Raw genomic sequence first — 14,036 nt, 5'->3', positions numbered from 1 at the left:
TTCGTGTTCGACGAAAGGTTTCCCCGATGAGGCAAGCTGTCATCGTTTCCACCGCCCGTACCCCGATCGGTAAGGCGCACCGCGGCGCGTTCAACAACACTCAGGCTCAAGAGCTTGCTGCACATGCCATTTCGAATGCAGTTCAGCGCGCGGGCCTCGAGGGCGGCGAGGTCGAGGACGTCATCCTCGGCGCTGCGCTGCAGCAGGGATCTTCCGGCGGCAACGTCGCACGGCAAGCGGTGCTGCGGGCCGGGCTTCCGGATTCGGTTTCCGGAATGACGATCGACCGTCAGTGCTCGTCCGGTCTCATGGCCATCGCGACCGCAGCCAAGCAGATCGTGGACGACGGAATGCAGATCGCGGTCGGCGGCGGAGTCGAATCGATCTCGTTGGTCCAGAACGATCACATGAACAACTTCCGCGCGGCTGATCCGTGGCTGAAGGAAAACAAGCCGTCGATCTACATGCCGATGCTGCACACGGCCGAGATCGTCGCCGAGCGCTACGGAGTCACCCGCGAGCAGCAGGACGAGTTCGCGCTCGTCTCCCAGCAGCGGACCGCAGCGGCCCAGGACGCAGGTCGGTTCGATCTCGAGATCGTCCCGCTGCCCTCGATCAAGCAGGTGCAGGACAAGGAGACGGGTGAGATCCGCAGCGAGTCCGTGACGCTGACCCGCGACGAAGGCAACCGCGCTTCCACCACGTTGGAAGGGCTGTCGAGTCTGCGACCGGTTCTGGCCGACGGGACTGTCAGTGCTCATTCGTCCATCACTGCGGGCAACTCGTCTCAGCTCTCCGACGGCGCTTCGGCGTCGGTGCTGATGGAGGCAGGCGAGGCGCAACGCCGCGGGTTGGCTCCTCTCGGTATCTACCGTGGCATGGCTGTCGCGGGTTGCGCTCCCGACGAGATGGGCATCGGACCGGTGTTCGCGATTCCGCGTCTGCTGGATCTTCACGGCCTGAAGGTCGACGACATCGATCTCTGGGAACTCAACGAGGCCTTCGCCTCTCAGGCCCTGTACTGCCGCGACAAGCTCGGGATCGATCCCGAGAAGTACAACGTCGACGGCGGCGGTATCTCTGTCGGCCATCCGTACGGAATGACGGGCGCTCGTCTGGTCGGCCATGCTCTTCTTGAAGGAAAACGGCGCGGAGCCAAGCTCGTGGTGGTGACCATGTGCATCGGCGGCGGTATGGGCGCTGCCGGGCTTTTCGAGGTCGCATGAGCTTGATCGAGGGACTGTTCGACGTCAGTGGCAAGACCGTTGTGGTCACCGGTGGATCACGCGGCATCGGATACATGATCGCTCGCGGGTTTGTCGAAGGCGGAGCGACGGTCGTCATTTCGGCCCGAAAGGCCGAAGCCTGTGACGAAGCCGCGCGAGAGCTTTCGGAGTTCGGCACCTGCATTTCGCATCCGGCCGATCTGTCCACGGACGAGGGGGTCGAGAGCCTCGCTGCGAAGGTCGCCGAGATTTCGCCGACGCTCGACGTACTGGTCAACAACGCCGGTGCCACGTGGGGAGCTCCCGTCGACGATTTTCCGGCCGCAGGCTTCGACAAGATTTTCGACATCAATGTCAAGGCAATCTTCCTCCTGACGCAGAAGCTGTTGCCGCAGTTGCGGTCTGCAGCCACGGCGGAAGATCCCGCGCGCGTGATCAATATCGGATCGATCGACGGACTCGTGGTGTCGGGTTCGGAGAACTTCTCGTACGGAGCCAGTAAGGCTGCGGTGCACATGTTGACGCGCAAGCTCGCGGCAACGCTTGCGGGGGAACAGATCACGGTCAATGCCATTGCGCCGGGCCCGTTCCCGTCGAAGATGATGGCATTCCTCCTCGAGGACGAACAGAGTGCAAAGGCTGTGGCGGACTCGGTCCCGTTGGGCCGGGTCGGAACTCCCCAGGATGCCGCAGGTCTTGCCATCTTCCTGGCTTCACGTGCCGGGGCTTATCTGACCGGCGCGGTGATTCCACTCGACGGCGGTGCGAGCGGAGCGCGCTGACCTACTGACTGATCTTCTCTGTCCGAAAAGGCCTGAAAGTCTGAACTACTATGACTTTCAGGCCTTTTCGCGTCTTTGTCTGATTGGGTTATCTGTGACTGCAGTTGCTAGATTGTCCGAGGTTCGGGGGGAACGACGACGACAACACCAACAATCCCGGCCATGGGGGAGTCATGTTTCGCGCGGGGAGATCGTTGGGGGTGTTCGGGGTAGTTGCTGCTCTGGCAGCTGCTGCCGTCACGGCGGTGGCTTCGCCGGCGATGGCTGCGCCGGGCTGCGTCGGAGTCAGTGGCGTCGGTAGTAGCGGTGGTCCGGCCAATGCGGCGCCGTGGCTCAACGGCAACACCGGAGGGTTGCCAGGTCTATCCGGTCGTACTACCGCGATCGAAAAGGTCACCGGCACATACAGTCCCAACAAGACAGTTGATCGCTTCAATGTCCTGGGTACCGACCTGGGCATCATGTGGGACAACGGTGCGGGGCAGATTCTGACCGCTTTCGGCGATACCACCGGGCTCAGTCGTAACCCCGGCTGCGACGGTTTGGTGGGCGAGTGGCGAAGCAATGTACTCTTCCGCAGCTCGGATCGGGTACTGGCCGACGGTATGCGCATCGACAGCGCGCCGATGGACGGCACAGCTCAGGCGCGTGAGATCATTTCCGGTCTGAAGATTCCGGGCGTCGAGGCCTCCAGCATCCCCACGAGCGGCATCGCAGTGAACGGTGTGCAGTATCTGAGCTACATGTCGGTGCGCAACTGGGGCGAGGCCGGGCAGTGGAGTACAAACTACTCACAGATTGCTACCTCCTCGGACAACGGCGAGACGTGGACCACTCGTCCGGAAACTCTGCGCCCCAACATCGGTGGGGTTCTTCCCGCGGGTGTCGCCCCCGTCGCCGGTAGCGAGAACTTCCAGATGAGCTCGATGGTGAAGGACGGCGGGTTCGTCTACAACTACGGAACCCCCGCGGGACGATCCGGCGAGGTTCGACTTTCTCGCGTGCCCGAGGGGGCGATCCTCGATCTTTCCGCCTACGAGTACTGGAACGGAAACGGCTGGATCCTTGCCGATCCCGCTGCGGCCGTACCCGTCATGGACGGCCGCATCGGTGAGGTCTCCGTTCAGTACAACGAGTTCCTCGGCAAGTTCGTGGCGATGTACGCCGACGCGTTCAGTTCGATCGTGATGCGAACCGCTCCCAGTCCGGTCGGTCCGTGGACGGCACCGGAGACACTGGTCAATCTGGTCGAGGTTCCCGGTATCTACGCCGCATACATCCACCCGTGGTCCAGTGGTTCGGATCTGTACTTCCTTGCCACCACGTGGGCCGACTACAACGTCATGTTGATGCGTACGACGCTCGTTCGCTGATCCGACTCACGCTTGCGTTTGCTGGAGGTACACGATCTCTTCGGTGATCGGCGCGTCGTCATCGGCTTCGGTCGGCGGTTCTTGTCGGCGGCGCCACCAGATGGTGAACAGGACGGCTCCGATCACCAAGGCAGCCAGAGCGATTACCGCCACCCAGAATTTCGGGCCGTAGTATCCGACAAGGACCATGCGCATGGCGTTGCGCGCCCACGTGAGTGGCATCAGAGCGTGCAGCCACTGCAGAACCGTCGGCATCTGTTCGATGGGGTATACCGCGCCGAAGGCGAAGATCTGAATCATCAAGGCGCCCAGAGCGATGAAGGTTCCGTTGACGGCACCGAACACAACGGTGAAGAGCCTGCCCGAGCTGACCGCGGCGGCACCCACCAGGATCATCACTGCGATCATCGCCAGAACACTAGGTGGTTCGACGTTTGCCACGGTCAGTGACACCACCGACAACACGAGCGCCGCGACCAAGGTGACCAGGGCGGGAATGCGGTAGCGGCGCAGCCCCTCACGTACCACGCTGGTGTGCGAGTTCAGTGAACGTCCGCGTCGTGGGCGGACGACGAACCACGTGAGAATTCCGCACAGGAACAGTGCCACCGAGATCACGGCAGGTACGGCTCCCGGCCCGAAACCGGCTGCGGGATAGTTGTTCCGCGCGTCGACGGCAACCGGGGAAGAGAGGAGATTGGCCGTGGTGGCGCGCTCGTCGTCCGTGAACTGCGGTACCTGGGCGGCACCGTCGGACAAACCGGTGGCGAGTTCCGCGCTGCCCGCGTCGAGCTCGCCGACGCCGGCCGATAGCTGCCCGAGACCGTCACGGAGCGCAATACTTCCAGTGTCCAACTGCCCCAGCCCGGTGGAGAGTTCCTGTGCACCGGTAGCGAGTTGGCCTGCGCCGTCGGACAGTTGGCCCAGGCCGGTGTTGAGTTCACCTGCACCGGCCGCGGCGGCAAGGAGCCCACCACGGTAGTCGCTGCTCGGATCAGTGAGCTGCCGCGAGATTTCCCGCGCGCCGTCGCGAAGCTGACCGAGCTGACCGATCACGTCGTCGTCCGACGGTTGTGCAGTCAGGGAAGCCCGCAGTCCACCCAGGGCTTCGACGAGTCCGGCGGAGACCGGATCGGCCGAGTTTCGAAGCATCGACGTGAGGGCGTCGATCTGACCGACGACGGCGTTCGAGGACCCCGCGAGGTCGAGTACCGGGGTGGTGACCATGTCGACCACTTCGCTGATCTGTCGGGCGCCTGCGCCGAGTTCGTCGGTGCCCCCGACCAACTGGTTGAGTCCGCTGCTCAGCTCGCCCGAGCCTGCAGCAGCTTCGCCAGCTCCGGCAGCCAGCTCGCCGGCTCCGGCGGCCAGCTCCTTGCCGCCCTGATTTGCTTCGCCCATGCCGGTGGCGAGTTCCTTGCTTCCAGCGTAGAGCTCGTTGGTTCCGGCAAGCGCTTCGGAGGATCCGTCGGACAGCTGTTGCGCTCCTGCTGCTGCTTCACCGAATCCTGTTCCGAGTTCACCCAACCCGACCAGCACCTGGTCGATGGACTGCTCGCCGATCGACTCGGAGACCGCCGAGCGCACCTGAGCGATGATGCTTTCACCGACCGGGCCGGCGACCAGACTGTTGTAGTCGTTGTACAAGACGTCGAGTTCGGCCTTGCGGCCCGAACCTGATGCGGCACTGGCCACATCCGCGCTGAAAGTTTTCGGAATGACGACCGAGAAGTAATAGGTGCCGTCGTTGACGCCGTCGGCGGCTTCCTGTTCCGAGACGACCTTCCATGCAACGTCTCCGCTCTCGACGAGCGCGGCAACAACTTCATCGCCGGCTTGCAGACGTGTTCCGTCGAGTTCTGTGCCCGCATCGGCGTTGACGATGGCGACGGGCAAGCGGTTGACCGTGTCGCCCGGATCCCACAGTGCCCACATGTAGAACGCCGCAATCGACAGCGGTGCGATGACGAGGACAGCGAGAACTGTCCGGATGATGTGCGTTCGTCGCGTCGTGGCCGCGTTGTCGACTACGGGTTGTGGCGCCATGTGGAGCTCTCTTCTCGTGGACCGAAGCAGGTGTGGCACGAAAGGAAGCCACCAAAACTGCTGGACATACGTCCAGCTCGGTCACGATACAAAGCAAACGGCCATCCTGTGACCGTTTTCGAAGAATTGGGCGTTATCGGTCGCCGTGCTCTGCCTCGATCTTTGCCCACTCCCACCCTCGGAAGTTGGCCAGACGAAGCTCCTCTGCTTCGTCGAAGGTGTACCACTCGGTGCTCGGCGCATCAGGGAGAGTGCCGCGCAAGTATTCGCCCAGGTAGTGAAGTGGGCCTTCCCAGCCGGTTCCGACGCCGTAGCAGCCGGTGTCCGGGTCGTTGCGGAAGACATCGGCGACGGAGGCGTGCTCCAACTCGAGCCAGGTGGCGTCGGGGCCGTCTGCAGTCAGCCGGATCTCGACCTGATCGCTGTATCCGCGATCGCCGGGCGGTGTCCACTGCAGTCGCAGCAGGTGTGGGGCGTCGCAGGCCAGGATCTCGCCACTTGCCTGGCCTTCGAAGGCGTACGAGCCGCCCACCTGGAAGTCTCCGCTCACCGGAAGGAAGAAACGGTTGATGCGGTCAGGGGTCGTGATGGCATCCCAGACGTCGTCGACCGACGCGTTGTAGCGGCGCTTGAGTACGGCAGTTCGAGCCGAACCTTCTGCGATGTCGCGGTTACCCATGCTCCGCTCCACCGCGGTGAGGCTGGTGTCCTGGTTCGCGATCTCGGTCATTGTGAGTCTCCTTCGTCGGAAGAATTCGATTGTGAAGATCTGCTCCGCTTCGAGTCGCGTCGTTTCCCGCGTGCGAGTTCTGTGGCCAATGCGTCGAGAGGGCCGCTCCAGAACTGCCGGAATCCGTCGAGCCATTGGTCCACTTCTTGCAATGGCGCGGGCTCGACGGCATAGAGACGCCTGGTGCCTTCGCTGCGGACGGTGGCGAATCCGTTTTCTCGAAGTACTCGCAGGTGTCCGGACGCGGTCGGTTGCGAGATTCCGAACTCCGCTGCCACGACTTCGGCGATCTGACCCGCCGAGCGCTCGCCGCCGGACAGGAGTTCCATGATTCGTCGCCGCACTGGGTCTCCGAGAACGTCGAATGCATGCACCAGTCATTTATATCGGCAATGACCAATATAGGCAAGCGCCGAAGCTTGTACCCGGACTCGGTCAGTCCGAGAGCGCGAACTCGTCGGCGTCGAAAAGTTCGCCGATCAGCCCGCCGAGATGGCGTCGATGTTCGGCTGACAGCGTCGCTGCCGCCTCGGCATCGTGGTCTGCGCACAGCTTGATCAGTCTGTTGTGATGATCGACGGAGTCCTGGCTCCCGAGGAGGCTCGAGAACTTGCGGTAGTAGATGCGGTGAATTTGTGGGTGAACCTGATGAATCAGCTTCTTCAACAGCGGATTCGCCGCAGCATCGATGATGACGCTGTGTAGGCGATCGTCAGCGGTCAGGGCTCGGCCTATGTCGTTTCGCTTGACGGCGGCAGCGAAGTCCTTGTTGGCCGAACGCATCGCCCCGATCATCTCGTCGGTGAGATTCGGTACAGCGGTGACGACGGCCAGTTGGTCGAGAGCTTCGATGACTGCGAGTGTTGCCTCGACGTCGCCGCGGTCGAGGGTGGTGATGCGCGTGTACGCACCGGGTTTCGCTTCCACGAGTCCGGTGTCGACCAGCCTTGCGAGCGCTTCGCGGACCGGAGTTCTGCTCAGTCCCAGGTACTCGGCGAGTTCGCTGTCCTTGATCTTCGAGCCCGGCGCCAGTTCACCGGTGACGATCGCTTCGCGAATGCGTTCGAGAGCGATGTCGCTCATTCGTGCTCGCTCAACCGGTTTACCGCCACGCAACATACTGGATATCGTACTCTGCAGCCTCCCTGCTGCAGGTCAGCCCGAAACGACCATCGAAGGGTGTCTCCGGGCATCTGCAACCCGCCGGAGCAGAGCGCGGGCGAGAATTGTTGCCGGATCGATGATCTGACAGGTTGTGGCGTCGGCGGGCAGTCCGAGCGGAATCTCGGTGCATCCGGCCACGACGACCTGCGCGCCCGATTCGACGAGAAGATCAGCGGCCCTGACGAGCTTGTCGGTGGTCTCGTCTCCGACGTTGCCGCTCTTGATTGCTCGGATCGCCGGCATCACCAGTTCGTCCTGGATCGCAGGTCCGGGCACCAGGACGTCAATCGAGTGTTCCGACAGCCATTGTTGATACAACCCGGTGCGGACCGTCCCCGTGGTGGCCAATAGTCCGACGGATGTGACGGCGGGTGAGAGCGTCCGGATGTGCCGAGCGACTTCGTCGATCATGTGGACGACGGGAAGTCCCAGTTGGGACGAGATGGCGGGCAGGAAGGCGTGGGCGGTATTGCATGGGATGGCGAGCGTCGTCGCGCCCGACTCTCGGAGAACGCGCGCACCGCGGATCAGCCACGGAGTGGGGTCAGGGCCGTTCTCGGTGAGTGCCAATGTCCGGTCGGGAACGGTGGGATCGGCCCAGATGACAACTTTGGGGTGCTCCTGATCCGTCGAACCTGGTGTCAGCGCAACGAGTTTGGAGTAGAAGTCGGCAGTAGCGGCGGGCCCCATGCCTCCGAGTATTCCGATGACGGGGTCGCTCATGGACGCCGGAGAGCTGGCGCTCTGCCGTATTCGTGGCACCTTCATGCTGCAATCCAACCTTTCGCATCCAATATATTGGATACTCGTAATGTTGACTACAGTGAAGGAGGTCGGAGGTAGTTGTCAAGTAAGGCGCAGTGTTCCCGGAATTGCGAAGTTCGAGAACTCAGCCGATCAGCAGGGGTTCGGTTCGCCGATCTTCACGGCCGAGAGCACGGCTTCGATTTCCCCGAAAGGACTTCCGGCAGAGGGTGTCTGATCGACGACAATCCAGTTGGAATCGACCAGTTGGCGTCGACCCGCGCCGGTTGCGTCAGCACTTCTGGAGAAGAAGACTCCGGCCGACTGAATGGTGTCCTGTGCGTCTTGAAGATTCATGCACACGACGTTGGGCATGACCGCGGGAGCTGCAGCGGGCGTCACTTCCGCGGCGACTGGGGTCGTGGCCAGTGGAGAATTCGTCGTACCGATCACCGAGGTGGTCAATGGAGCCTGAGTCGTCGTGGGTTGAGTTGTCGAGGTTGCAGTGGTGGTCGCGGTGGATGTTGATTCGGCCTCGCTGTCGGTGCTTGTTCCTGAGCACGCGGCAAGTGACGCCAAGGCGAATGCGCTGAGTCCGATGCGAACGGCAGTTGAGGGCGGGCGAATCGATGTCGAAAAGTGGTGTGGTGCGCGCACAGACGTTCCTTGTCGGTAAAGGGGCGATGAAAGCGGAGATTCGAGCGCAGAGCACATCCGACGCCGTCGATGTGCCTTATGTCGAATAGAACCATAGGCTTTCGGCACCGGATTCGAGAGGAATTGCCTACATGCATTTTCTGGAACTACGACACGCGCAGTGTGAACCCCCAGCGGCGTATTCGCCTGTCCTGGAGAGCTACGGAGACGTGCAGACTGTTCTTCTGGGCACCGACCCGCTTCCGGCACATCGACGGTTCGACGCCGTGATCGTGATGGGCGGGCCGATGGGCGTCGGCGATCAGGGCGAGGTCGAGTGGTTGGCATCCGAGATCGAATACATTCGCGATCTGGTCGAGAGCGACGTCCCGGTGTGGGGAGTGTGTCTGGGTTCGCAGTTGCTCGCCGCGGCGCTGGGTGCTCGCGTCTACACGGGCGCTGTGCCTGAAGTCGGAGTTGAGGAGATCACCTTGACTGTCGAGGGCCGGCAAGATCCCGTGTGGGGAGATCTGCCCTCCACATTTCCTGCAATGCAATGGCATTCGGATACCTTCGACATTCCGAACGGCGCGGTGCGGCTCGCTGGTTCAGCCAAGTATCCGAATCAACTCTTCCGATACAAGCAGAGTTACGCCGTTCAGTTTCACCTCGAAGCGTCCTCCGCGGTGGCGCGCGAGTGGATGGAACTGGCCGAGTACCGCGATTCGCTGCATGCTTCGCTGGGAGCGGACGGTCCGCGCATCTTCATGCAGCAGTTGAGTGCAGCCGAGTCGCAGGGGCTCGAGATTGCCGCAGCCGTGATGGAGAAATGGTTGAAATCCATCTCCACCGAATAAGCCCGTTTTGTCCTGATTGACCGATTTACCTGTTACCTTGTGTTCTCGTGGGTGGATGAACCGATCCGGTCGAGCAACACACCTCGTAGAGTCCGGATCTCCCCCGCGAAAGGGGAGCGATGCGCCGGATGCGGAAGATATCGACAGCAGCAGTGACGTGTGTACTCGCGTCGACCGCGGTCTTGGGGGCGACCCAGGCCAATGCATCCCCGTGGGATTGCAATGTCACCGGGAGCTTGGATCAATCAGGTGGGCCGACCAATCCGATTCCCTGGCTCAACGGCACGGATGGCAAACTGCCGGAATTGCAAGGCCGCACCTCGGCGGTCGAGTACATCACGGGCGCGCTGAGCCCCAACCAAACCGTCGAGCGGTTCAACGTTCTCGGCACGGATCTGGGCATCATGTGGGACAACGGCGCAGGTCAGGTCCTGACAGCTTTCGGTGACACCGTCGGTATCGGATCTGACCCTCTGTGCTCCGGGGTGGTCGGCGACTGGCGCAGCAACGTCCTGTTCCGTAGCTCGGACGGAAATCTGTCCGACGGCATGAACATCGACTCCTCACCGACCGACCGACCGAATCACTCGCGCGAGATCATCGGAAGTCTGAAAGTCACCGGCGTCGAAACCAGCAGCATTCCGACGACGGGTATCTCCGTGGGCGGCGTTCAGTACGTCAACTACATGTCGATACGTTCGTGGGGAGGGTCGGGCGAGTGGGTCACCAACTTCTCGCAGATCGCGTCCTCGCACGACAACGGTGAGACCTGGCAGATCGAACCGGCCTCGTCCCGGCCCAATCTGCCGTTGACAGGTAACGACAACTTCCAGATGGGGTCCTTCGTCAAAGACGGTGGTTACGTCTACAACTTCGGCACCCCCGCCGGACGCTTTGGCGAGGGGCGTCTCTCGCGAGTCAAGGAAGCCTCCATCGCGGACGTCGCGGCGTACGAATACTGGGACGGAAAGGCATGGGTCCCCAACAATCCTGCTGCCGCTGCAGTAGTTCTCGACGGGGATGTCAGCGAACTGTCGGTGCAGTACAACAACTATCTCGGAAAGTTCGTCGCGATGTACTCCAACGAGTGGGGAGCGCTGGTGCTGCGGACGGCCTCGGACCTGACCGGCCCGTGGAGCGCACCGGACGTCGTGATCGGCACCGACGCGGTTCCGGGACTCTACGGCGCGTACATGCACCCCTGGTCGCAGGGGCAGGACCTCTACTTTCTCGCCACCACGTGGTCCGACTACAACGTGATGCTCATGAAGACCACGCTGCACCAGTGAACCGGATGGTTATCGTTGAACGGTGAGCACCACCGACAATGCGCTACTGATCACCGCCCTTCGAGACGTGTTGGTGGGACCACTTCCCGAAATCGGCCGACGATTTTCGACGTTGATCGCGGACATGGCGCCGCACACTTCCCTGGTGATCTTCACCCGTGAATGCACCGGTAGGCCGCGCAAGGTCGCTGGGGATCCAGCCGTCGTCGATCGTGTGACCATCGCCGAACTCGACCGTATCCGTACGGATCTCACTGTCGGACAGATATTTCGGGGAAAATGCGCTATCGCCGGCCGGGATCGTGAAGTGCTTGCGATGCTTGATCGAACCGATACGCTTCTCGTTTTGACACCGCACCCCGTACCGGTGAAGACAGCATCCCTCGAATTGATCCAGGCACTGTTCGCAGTGACTTCAACCGGAATTCAGCTCCAGGTCCGGAACGCGAGCCCGGCATATCTCGCCGAGTCGCGGGCAGCGTCGTCCGAGCGTGCACGCACCGTGGCAGAGATGACGGAGGTGCATGCGGCCACCCTCGAGACGATGCTGGCGACGCTGCGCTCGGCGGATCTCGACGACACACGTGCGCGAACCTCGGCCAGGGAGACTGCGGCCTCGGCTCTGATCGGCCTGCGTTCGGCCGTCGACGTGCACCGCGAGTTGGCCGAAGAGTCGACCACCACCGCTTTTGCGCGGATGCGTGGGGAATTGCGTTCGCTGCTCAAGCATCGGGAAATCGCGTTGGAGTTGGTGGAGCCACCCGTCGACGGGCGTGGGTTACCCGGTGAAGTGGCGCACGGCGCCCGCGCGGTCGTCCGCGGCGCGGTCTTGGCCTTGTCGGATCAGCAGACGCTCTCGCGAATCCGGGTGGCCTGGACCCTCGACGCGGCTTCGCTCTCGATCGACATCCGCGACGACGGTGGTGGTGAAGCCGACGTGATCGACGTGGAACGCCAATTACGTTCGAGGGTAGAGACTTTGGGTGGAACCGTCGAATCCGAGTCGACGCCCGGGTGGGGGAACCGGATCAGCGCAACCATCCCGCTCGACGCGCCCGTCGCCCTACCGAACCGCGACGTCCTGACGGAACTGGCTCCGCGGGAGTTCGAGGTACTCGAGCATCTGGTGGCCGGACGGCGCAACAAGGCAATCTCGGAGCGACTCGGCGTCAGTGAGAGCACAGTCAAGTTTCATGTTGCCGGGGTCCTGCGGAAATTGGGCGTCGAGAGTCGGGGTGCGGCGGCCGCCGCGGGCGCCGAGGCCGGCGTGAAGCCTGCACCCTAGTCCTTTCGGCCAGGTCGGTCAGTCAGTTCGACCAGGGTTGCGGGCACCTACTTCGGGCTAACCTTTCAACGAGTGCACATATCGCAATGTGAAAACACGGCGCCATGTGACGACACGTCCTCAATCGCACGAAGCCAGGAGCAAAGCCATGCCACAGCAGGTACGCGGCGTCATCGCCCGATCCAAGGGTGCCCCCGTCGAAATCGTCCCCATCACGATCCCCGATCCCGGCGCCAACGAGGTAGTGGTCGCCATTGCAGCGTGCGGTGTGTGCCACACCGACCTGACCTACCGCGACGGCGGAATCAACGACGAGTACCCGTTCCTGCTCGGGCACGAGGCGTCGGGCATCGTCGAGAGCGTCGGCCCCGGTGTCACTCACGTCGAGGTGGGCGACTTCGTCGTGCTCAACTGGCGTGCAGTATGCGGGCAGTGTCGTGCGTGTAAGCGTGGCCGCCCGCAGTACTGCTTCGACACGTTCAACGCCGAGCAGAAGATGACGCTCGAAGACGGCACCGAACTGACGCCGGCACTCGGCATCGGCGCATTCGCAGACAAGACGCTCGTTCACGAAGGCCAGTGCACCAAGGTCGACGCCTCGGCCGATCCGGCTGTCGTCGGACTGCTCGGTTGCGGCGTCATGGCCGGCATGGGTGCCGCGATGAACACCGGCAACGTCGGACGCGGTGATTCGGTGGCTGTGATCGGGTGTGGCGGCGTCGGCGACGCAGCGATCATGGGTTCACGCCTGGCCGGTGCCAATACCATCATCGCCATCGACCGGGATCCACGAAAGCTGGAGTGGGCCACGGAACTTGGTGCCACGCACACGATCAATGCGACCGAGGTCGACGACGTCGTCGAAGCAGTTCAGGAGCTGACCGGAGGTTTCGGCGCCGACGTGGTTGTCGACGCAGTCGGCCGTCCCGAGACCTGGAAGCAGGCGTTCTACGCCCGCGACCTCGCGGGAACCGTAGTGCTGGTGGGAGTTCCGACGCCGGACATGAAGCTGGAAATGCCGCTGGTGGACTTCTTCTCGCGCGGCGGAGCCCTCAAGTCGTCGTGGTACGGCGATTGCCTGCCCGAGCGTGACTTCCCCGTTCTGGTCGACCTGTACCAGCAGGGGCGTCTGCCGCTCGAGAAGTTCGTCAGCGAGCGCATCAAGCTCGACGAGGTCGAGAAGGCATTCGAGACGATGCACCGCGGCGAGGTTCTCCGTTCGGTGGTGGTCCTGTGACATTGCGAGTCGATCGCGTCGTCACCTCGGGCACGTTCAGCCTCGACGGCGGAACATGGGACGTCGACAACAACATCTGGCTGATCGGTGACGACAACGAAGTGGTGATCGTCGACGCAGCTCACACCGCGCAGCCGATCATCGACGCTGTCGGTGGACGCAAGGTGATCGGAATCGTCTGCACCCACGGCCACAACGACCACGTCACCGTTGCGCCGGAGCTGGCCGAGAAACTCGACGCTCCGATCTACCTGAACCCGGCCGACGATGTCCTCTGGGAGATGACTCACCCCGGGGTGAAGCATCTGAGCTTGGAAGATGATCAGCGTATTGCTGTGGCGGGTACGGACATTCTGGCCATCCACACACCGGGCCATTCCCCGGGGTCGACCTGCCTCTACCTGCCCGAGGCGGGGGAACTGTTCAGCGGCGACACCTTGTTCTCCGGTGGACCCGGCGCAACGGGGCGGTCGTACTCAGACTTCCCGACCATCATCGGGTCCATTCGCGACAAGCTGTTCGCGCTCCCCGCCGAGACCAAGGTTCACACCGGTCACGGCGACGGCACGACGATCGGTACCGAGGCGCCGCATCTCGAAGAATGGATCCGCGCCGGATCCTGATGTGGTCAGAAGCGAAGTGGGGACGCCGGTACCGGCGTCCCCAC

The 14,036-nt window shown here is 62.7% G+C and carries 14 protein-coding genes; 8 read left to right on the top strand and 6 right to left on the bottom strand.

The window, feature by feature from the left end:
- Positions 1-26: 26 nt before the first annotated feature.
- The 3 genes from AC1Q6C_RS06995 to AC1Q6C_RS06985 all read left to right on the top strand — a co-directional run bounded on the left by AC1Q6C_RS06995 (position 27) and on the right by AC1Q6C_RS06985 (position 3,381).
- Entirely contained in the window at positions 27-1,226 is a 1,200-nt protein-coding gene (locus AC1Q6C_RS06995; protein ID WP_064113693.1) for an acetyl-CoA C-acyltransferase, read from the top strand.
- A complete protein-coding gene (locus AC1Q6C_RS06990; protein WP_007730838.1) occupies positions 1,223-2,008 on the top strand; it encodes a RhlG family 3-oxoacyl-ACP reductase in 786 nt (261 codons plus the stop codon). Before AC1Q6C_RS06995 ends, AC1Q6C_RS06990 begins: the two co-directional genes overlap by 4 nt.
- A gap of 173 nt (positions 2,009-2,181) precedes the next feature.
- The gene (locus AC1Q6C_RS06985) at positions 2,182-3,381 is read left to right on the top strand and encodes a glycoside hydrolase family 183 protein (protein ID WP_064113694.1); all 1,200 of its coding nucleotides are present in this window, start codon (positions 2,182-2,184) and stop codon (positions 3,379-3,381) included.
- A 6-nt stretch (positions 3,382-3,387) separates the two neighbouring features.
- Here AC1Q6C_RS06985 and AC1Q6C_RS06980 read toward each other — a convergent pair whose 3' ends face one another.
- The 6 genes from AC1Q6C_RS06980 to AC1Q6C_RS06955 all read right to left on the bottom strand — a co-directional run bounded on the left by AC1Q6C_RS06980 (position 3,388) and on the right by AC1Q6C_RS06955 (position 8,722).
- Positions 3,388-5,427: a YhgE/Pip family protein gene (locus AC1Q6C_RS06980; RefSeq protein WP_492666465.1), complete on the bottom strand. Its 2,040-nt coding sequence runs from the start codon at positions 5,425-5,427 to the stop codon at positions 3,388-3,390.
- A gap of 133 nt (positions 5,428-5,560) precedes the next feature.
- A complete protein-coding gene (locus AC1Q6C_RS06975; RefSeq protein WP_042446276.1) occupies positions 5,561-6,157 on the bottom strand; it encodes an SRPBCC domain-containing protein in 597 nt (198 codons plus the stop codon).
- Positions 6,154-6,531, bottom strand: coding sequence for an ArsR/SmtB family transcription factor (locus tag AC1Q6C_RS06970; protein ID WP_054187497.1), 378 nt, complete (start codon positions 6,529-6,531; stop codon positions 6,154-6,156). Before AC1Q6C_RS06970 ends, AC1Q6C_RS06975 begins: the two co-directional genes overlap by 4 nt.
- Before the next feature lie 61 nt (positions 6,532-6,592).
- Positions 6,593-7,276, bottom strand: coding sequence for a GntR family transcriptional regulator (locus AC1Q6C_RS06965; protein ID WP_003942830.1), 684 nt, complete (start codon positions 7,274-7,276; stop codon positions 6,593-6,595).
- Between the two features lie 36 nt (positions 7,277-7,312).
- Positions 7,313-8,089, bottom strand: coding sequence for a cysteate racemase (cuyB, locus tag AC1Q6C_RS06960; RefSeq protein ID WP_223304559.1), 777 nt, complete (start codon positions 8,087-8,089; stop codon positions 7,313-7,315).
- 129 nt (positions 8,090-8,218) lie between these two features.
- Positions 8,219-8,722 (bottom strand): PASTA domain-containing protein, encoded by a 504-nt coding sequence (locus AC1Q6C_RS06955; RefSeq protein ID WP_065351522.1) that lies wholly within the window; start codon positions 8,720-8,722, stop codon positions 8,219-8,221.
- A gap of 209 nt (positions 8,723-8,931) precedes the next feature.
- Here AC1Q6C_RS06955 and AC1Q6C_RS06950 point away from each other — a divergent pair, with 209 nt between their 5' ends.
- The 5 genes from AC1Q6C_RS06950 to AC1Q6C_RS06930 all read left to right on the top strand — a co-directional run bounded on the left by AC1Q6C_RS06950 (position 8,932) and on the right by AC1Q6C_RS06930 (position 13,992).
- On the top strand, positions 8,932-9,558 hold the full coding sequence (locus tag AC1Q6C_RS06950) for a type 1 glutamine amidotransferase (protein WP_007730853.1): 627 nt from the start codon (positions 8,932-8,934) through the stop codon (positions 9,556-9,558).
- Positions 9,559-9,677: 119 nt separating this feature from the next.
- Positions 9,678-10,847 carry a glycoside hydrolase family 183 protein gene (locus AC1Q6C_RS06945; protein WP_050655976.1) on the top strand — a complete coding sequence of 390 codons (1,170 nt, stop codon included), beginning with the start codon at positions 9,678-9,680 and terminating at the stop codon, positions 10,845-10,847.
- Positions 10,848-10,869: 22 nt separating this feature from the next.
- Positions 10,870-12,132, top strand: coding sequence for a helix-turn-helix transcriptional regulator (locus tag AC1Q6C_RS06940; protein WP_047269429.1), 1,263 nt, complete (start codon positions 10,870-10,872; stop codon positions 12,130-12,132).
- Positions 12,133-12,280: 148 nt separating this feature from the next.
- The gene (locus AC1Q6C_RS06935; protein WP_007730860.1) at positions 12,281-13,369 is read left to right on the top strand and encodes an S-(hydroxymethyl)mycothiol dehydrogenase; all 1,089 of its coding nucleotides are present in this window, start codon (positions 12,281-12,283) and stop codon (positions 13,367-13,369) included.
- On the top strand, positions 13,366-13,992 hold the full coding sequence (locus AC1Q6C_RS06930; protein WP_007730862.1) for an MBL fold metallo-hydrolase: 627 nt from the start codon (positions 13,366-13,368) through the stop codon (positions 13,990-13,992). The genes AC1Q6C_RS06935 and AC1Q6C_RS06930 overlap by 4 nt, the downstream gene beginning before the upstream one ends.
- The last annotated feature ends 44 nt before the right edge of the window (positions 13,993-14,036 follow it).

The sequence above is a fragment of the Rhodococcus sp. MT28 genome (genome assembly GCF_058792695.1).
Note: the sequence above shows the minus strand (reverse complement) of the source record. Positions and strands in the feature narration are given on the sequence as shown.

Bases quoted from the DNA above. Each gene is read 5' to 3' on its own strand.
- AC1Q6C_RS06975 (WP_042446276.1), bottom strand. From the start codon at position 6,157: ATGACCGAGATCGCGAACCAGGACACCAGCCTCACCGCGGTGGAGCGG.
- AC1Q6C_RS06965 (WP_003942830.1), bottom strand. From the start codon at position 7,276: ATGTTGCGTGGCGGTAAACCGGTTGAGCGAGCACGAATGAGCGACATC.
- AC1Q6C_RS06935 (WP_007730860.1), top strand. From the start codon at position 12,281: ATGCCACAGCAGGTACGCGGCGTCATCGCCCGATCCAAGGGTGCCCCC.
- cuyB (WP_223304559.1), bottom strand. From the start codon at position 8,089: ATGAAGGTGCCACGAATACGGCAGAGCGCCAGCTCTCCGGCGTCCATG.
- AC1Q6C_RS06980 (WP_492666465.1), bottom strand. From the start codon at position 5,427: ATGGCGCCACAACCCGTAGTCGACAACGCGGCCACGACGCGACGAACG.
- AC1Q6C_RS06995 (WP_064113693.1), top strand. From the start codon at position 27: ATGAGGCAAGCTGTCATCGTTTCCACCGCCCGTACCCCGATCGGTAAG.
- AC1Q6C_RS06990 (WP_007730838.1), top strand. From the start codon at position 1,223: ATGAGCTTGATCGAGGGACTGTTCGACGTCAGTGGCAAGACCGTTGTG.
- AC1Q6C_RS06945 (WP_050655976.1), top strand. From the start codon at position 9,678: ATGCGCCGGATGCGGAAGATATCGACAGCAGCAGTGACGTGTGTACTC.
- AC1Q6C_RS06985 (WP_064113694.1), top strand. From the start codon at position 2,182: ATGTTTCGCGCGGGGAGATCGTTGGGGGTGTTCGGGGTAGTTGCTGCT.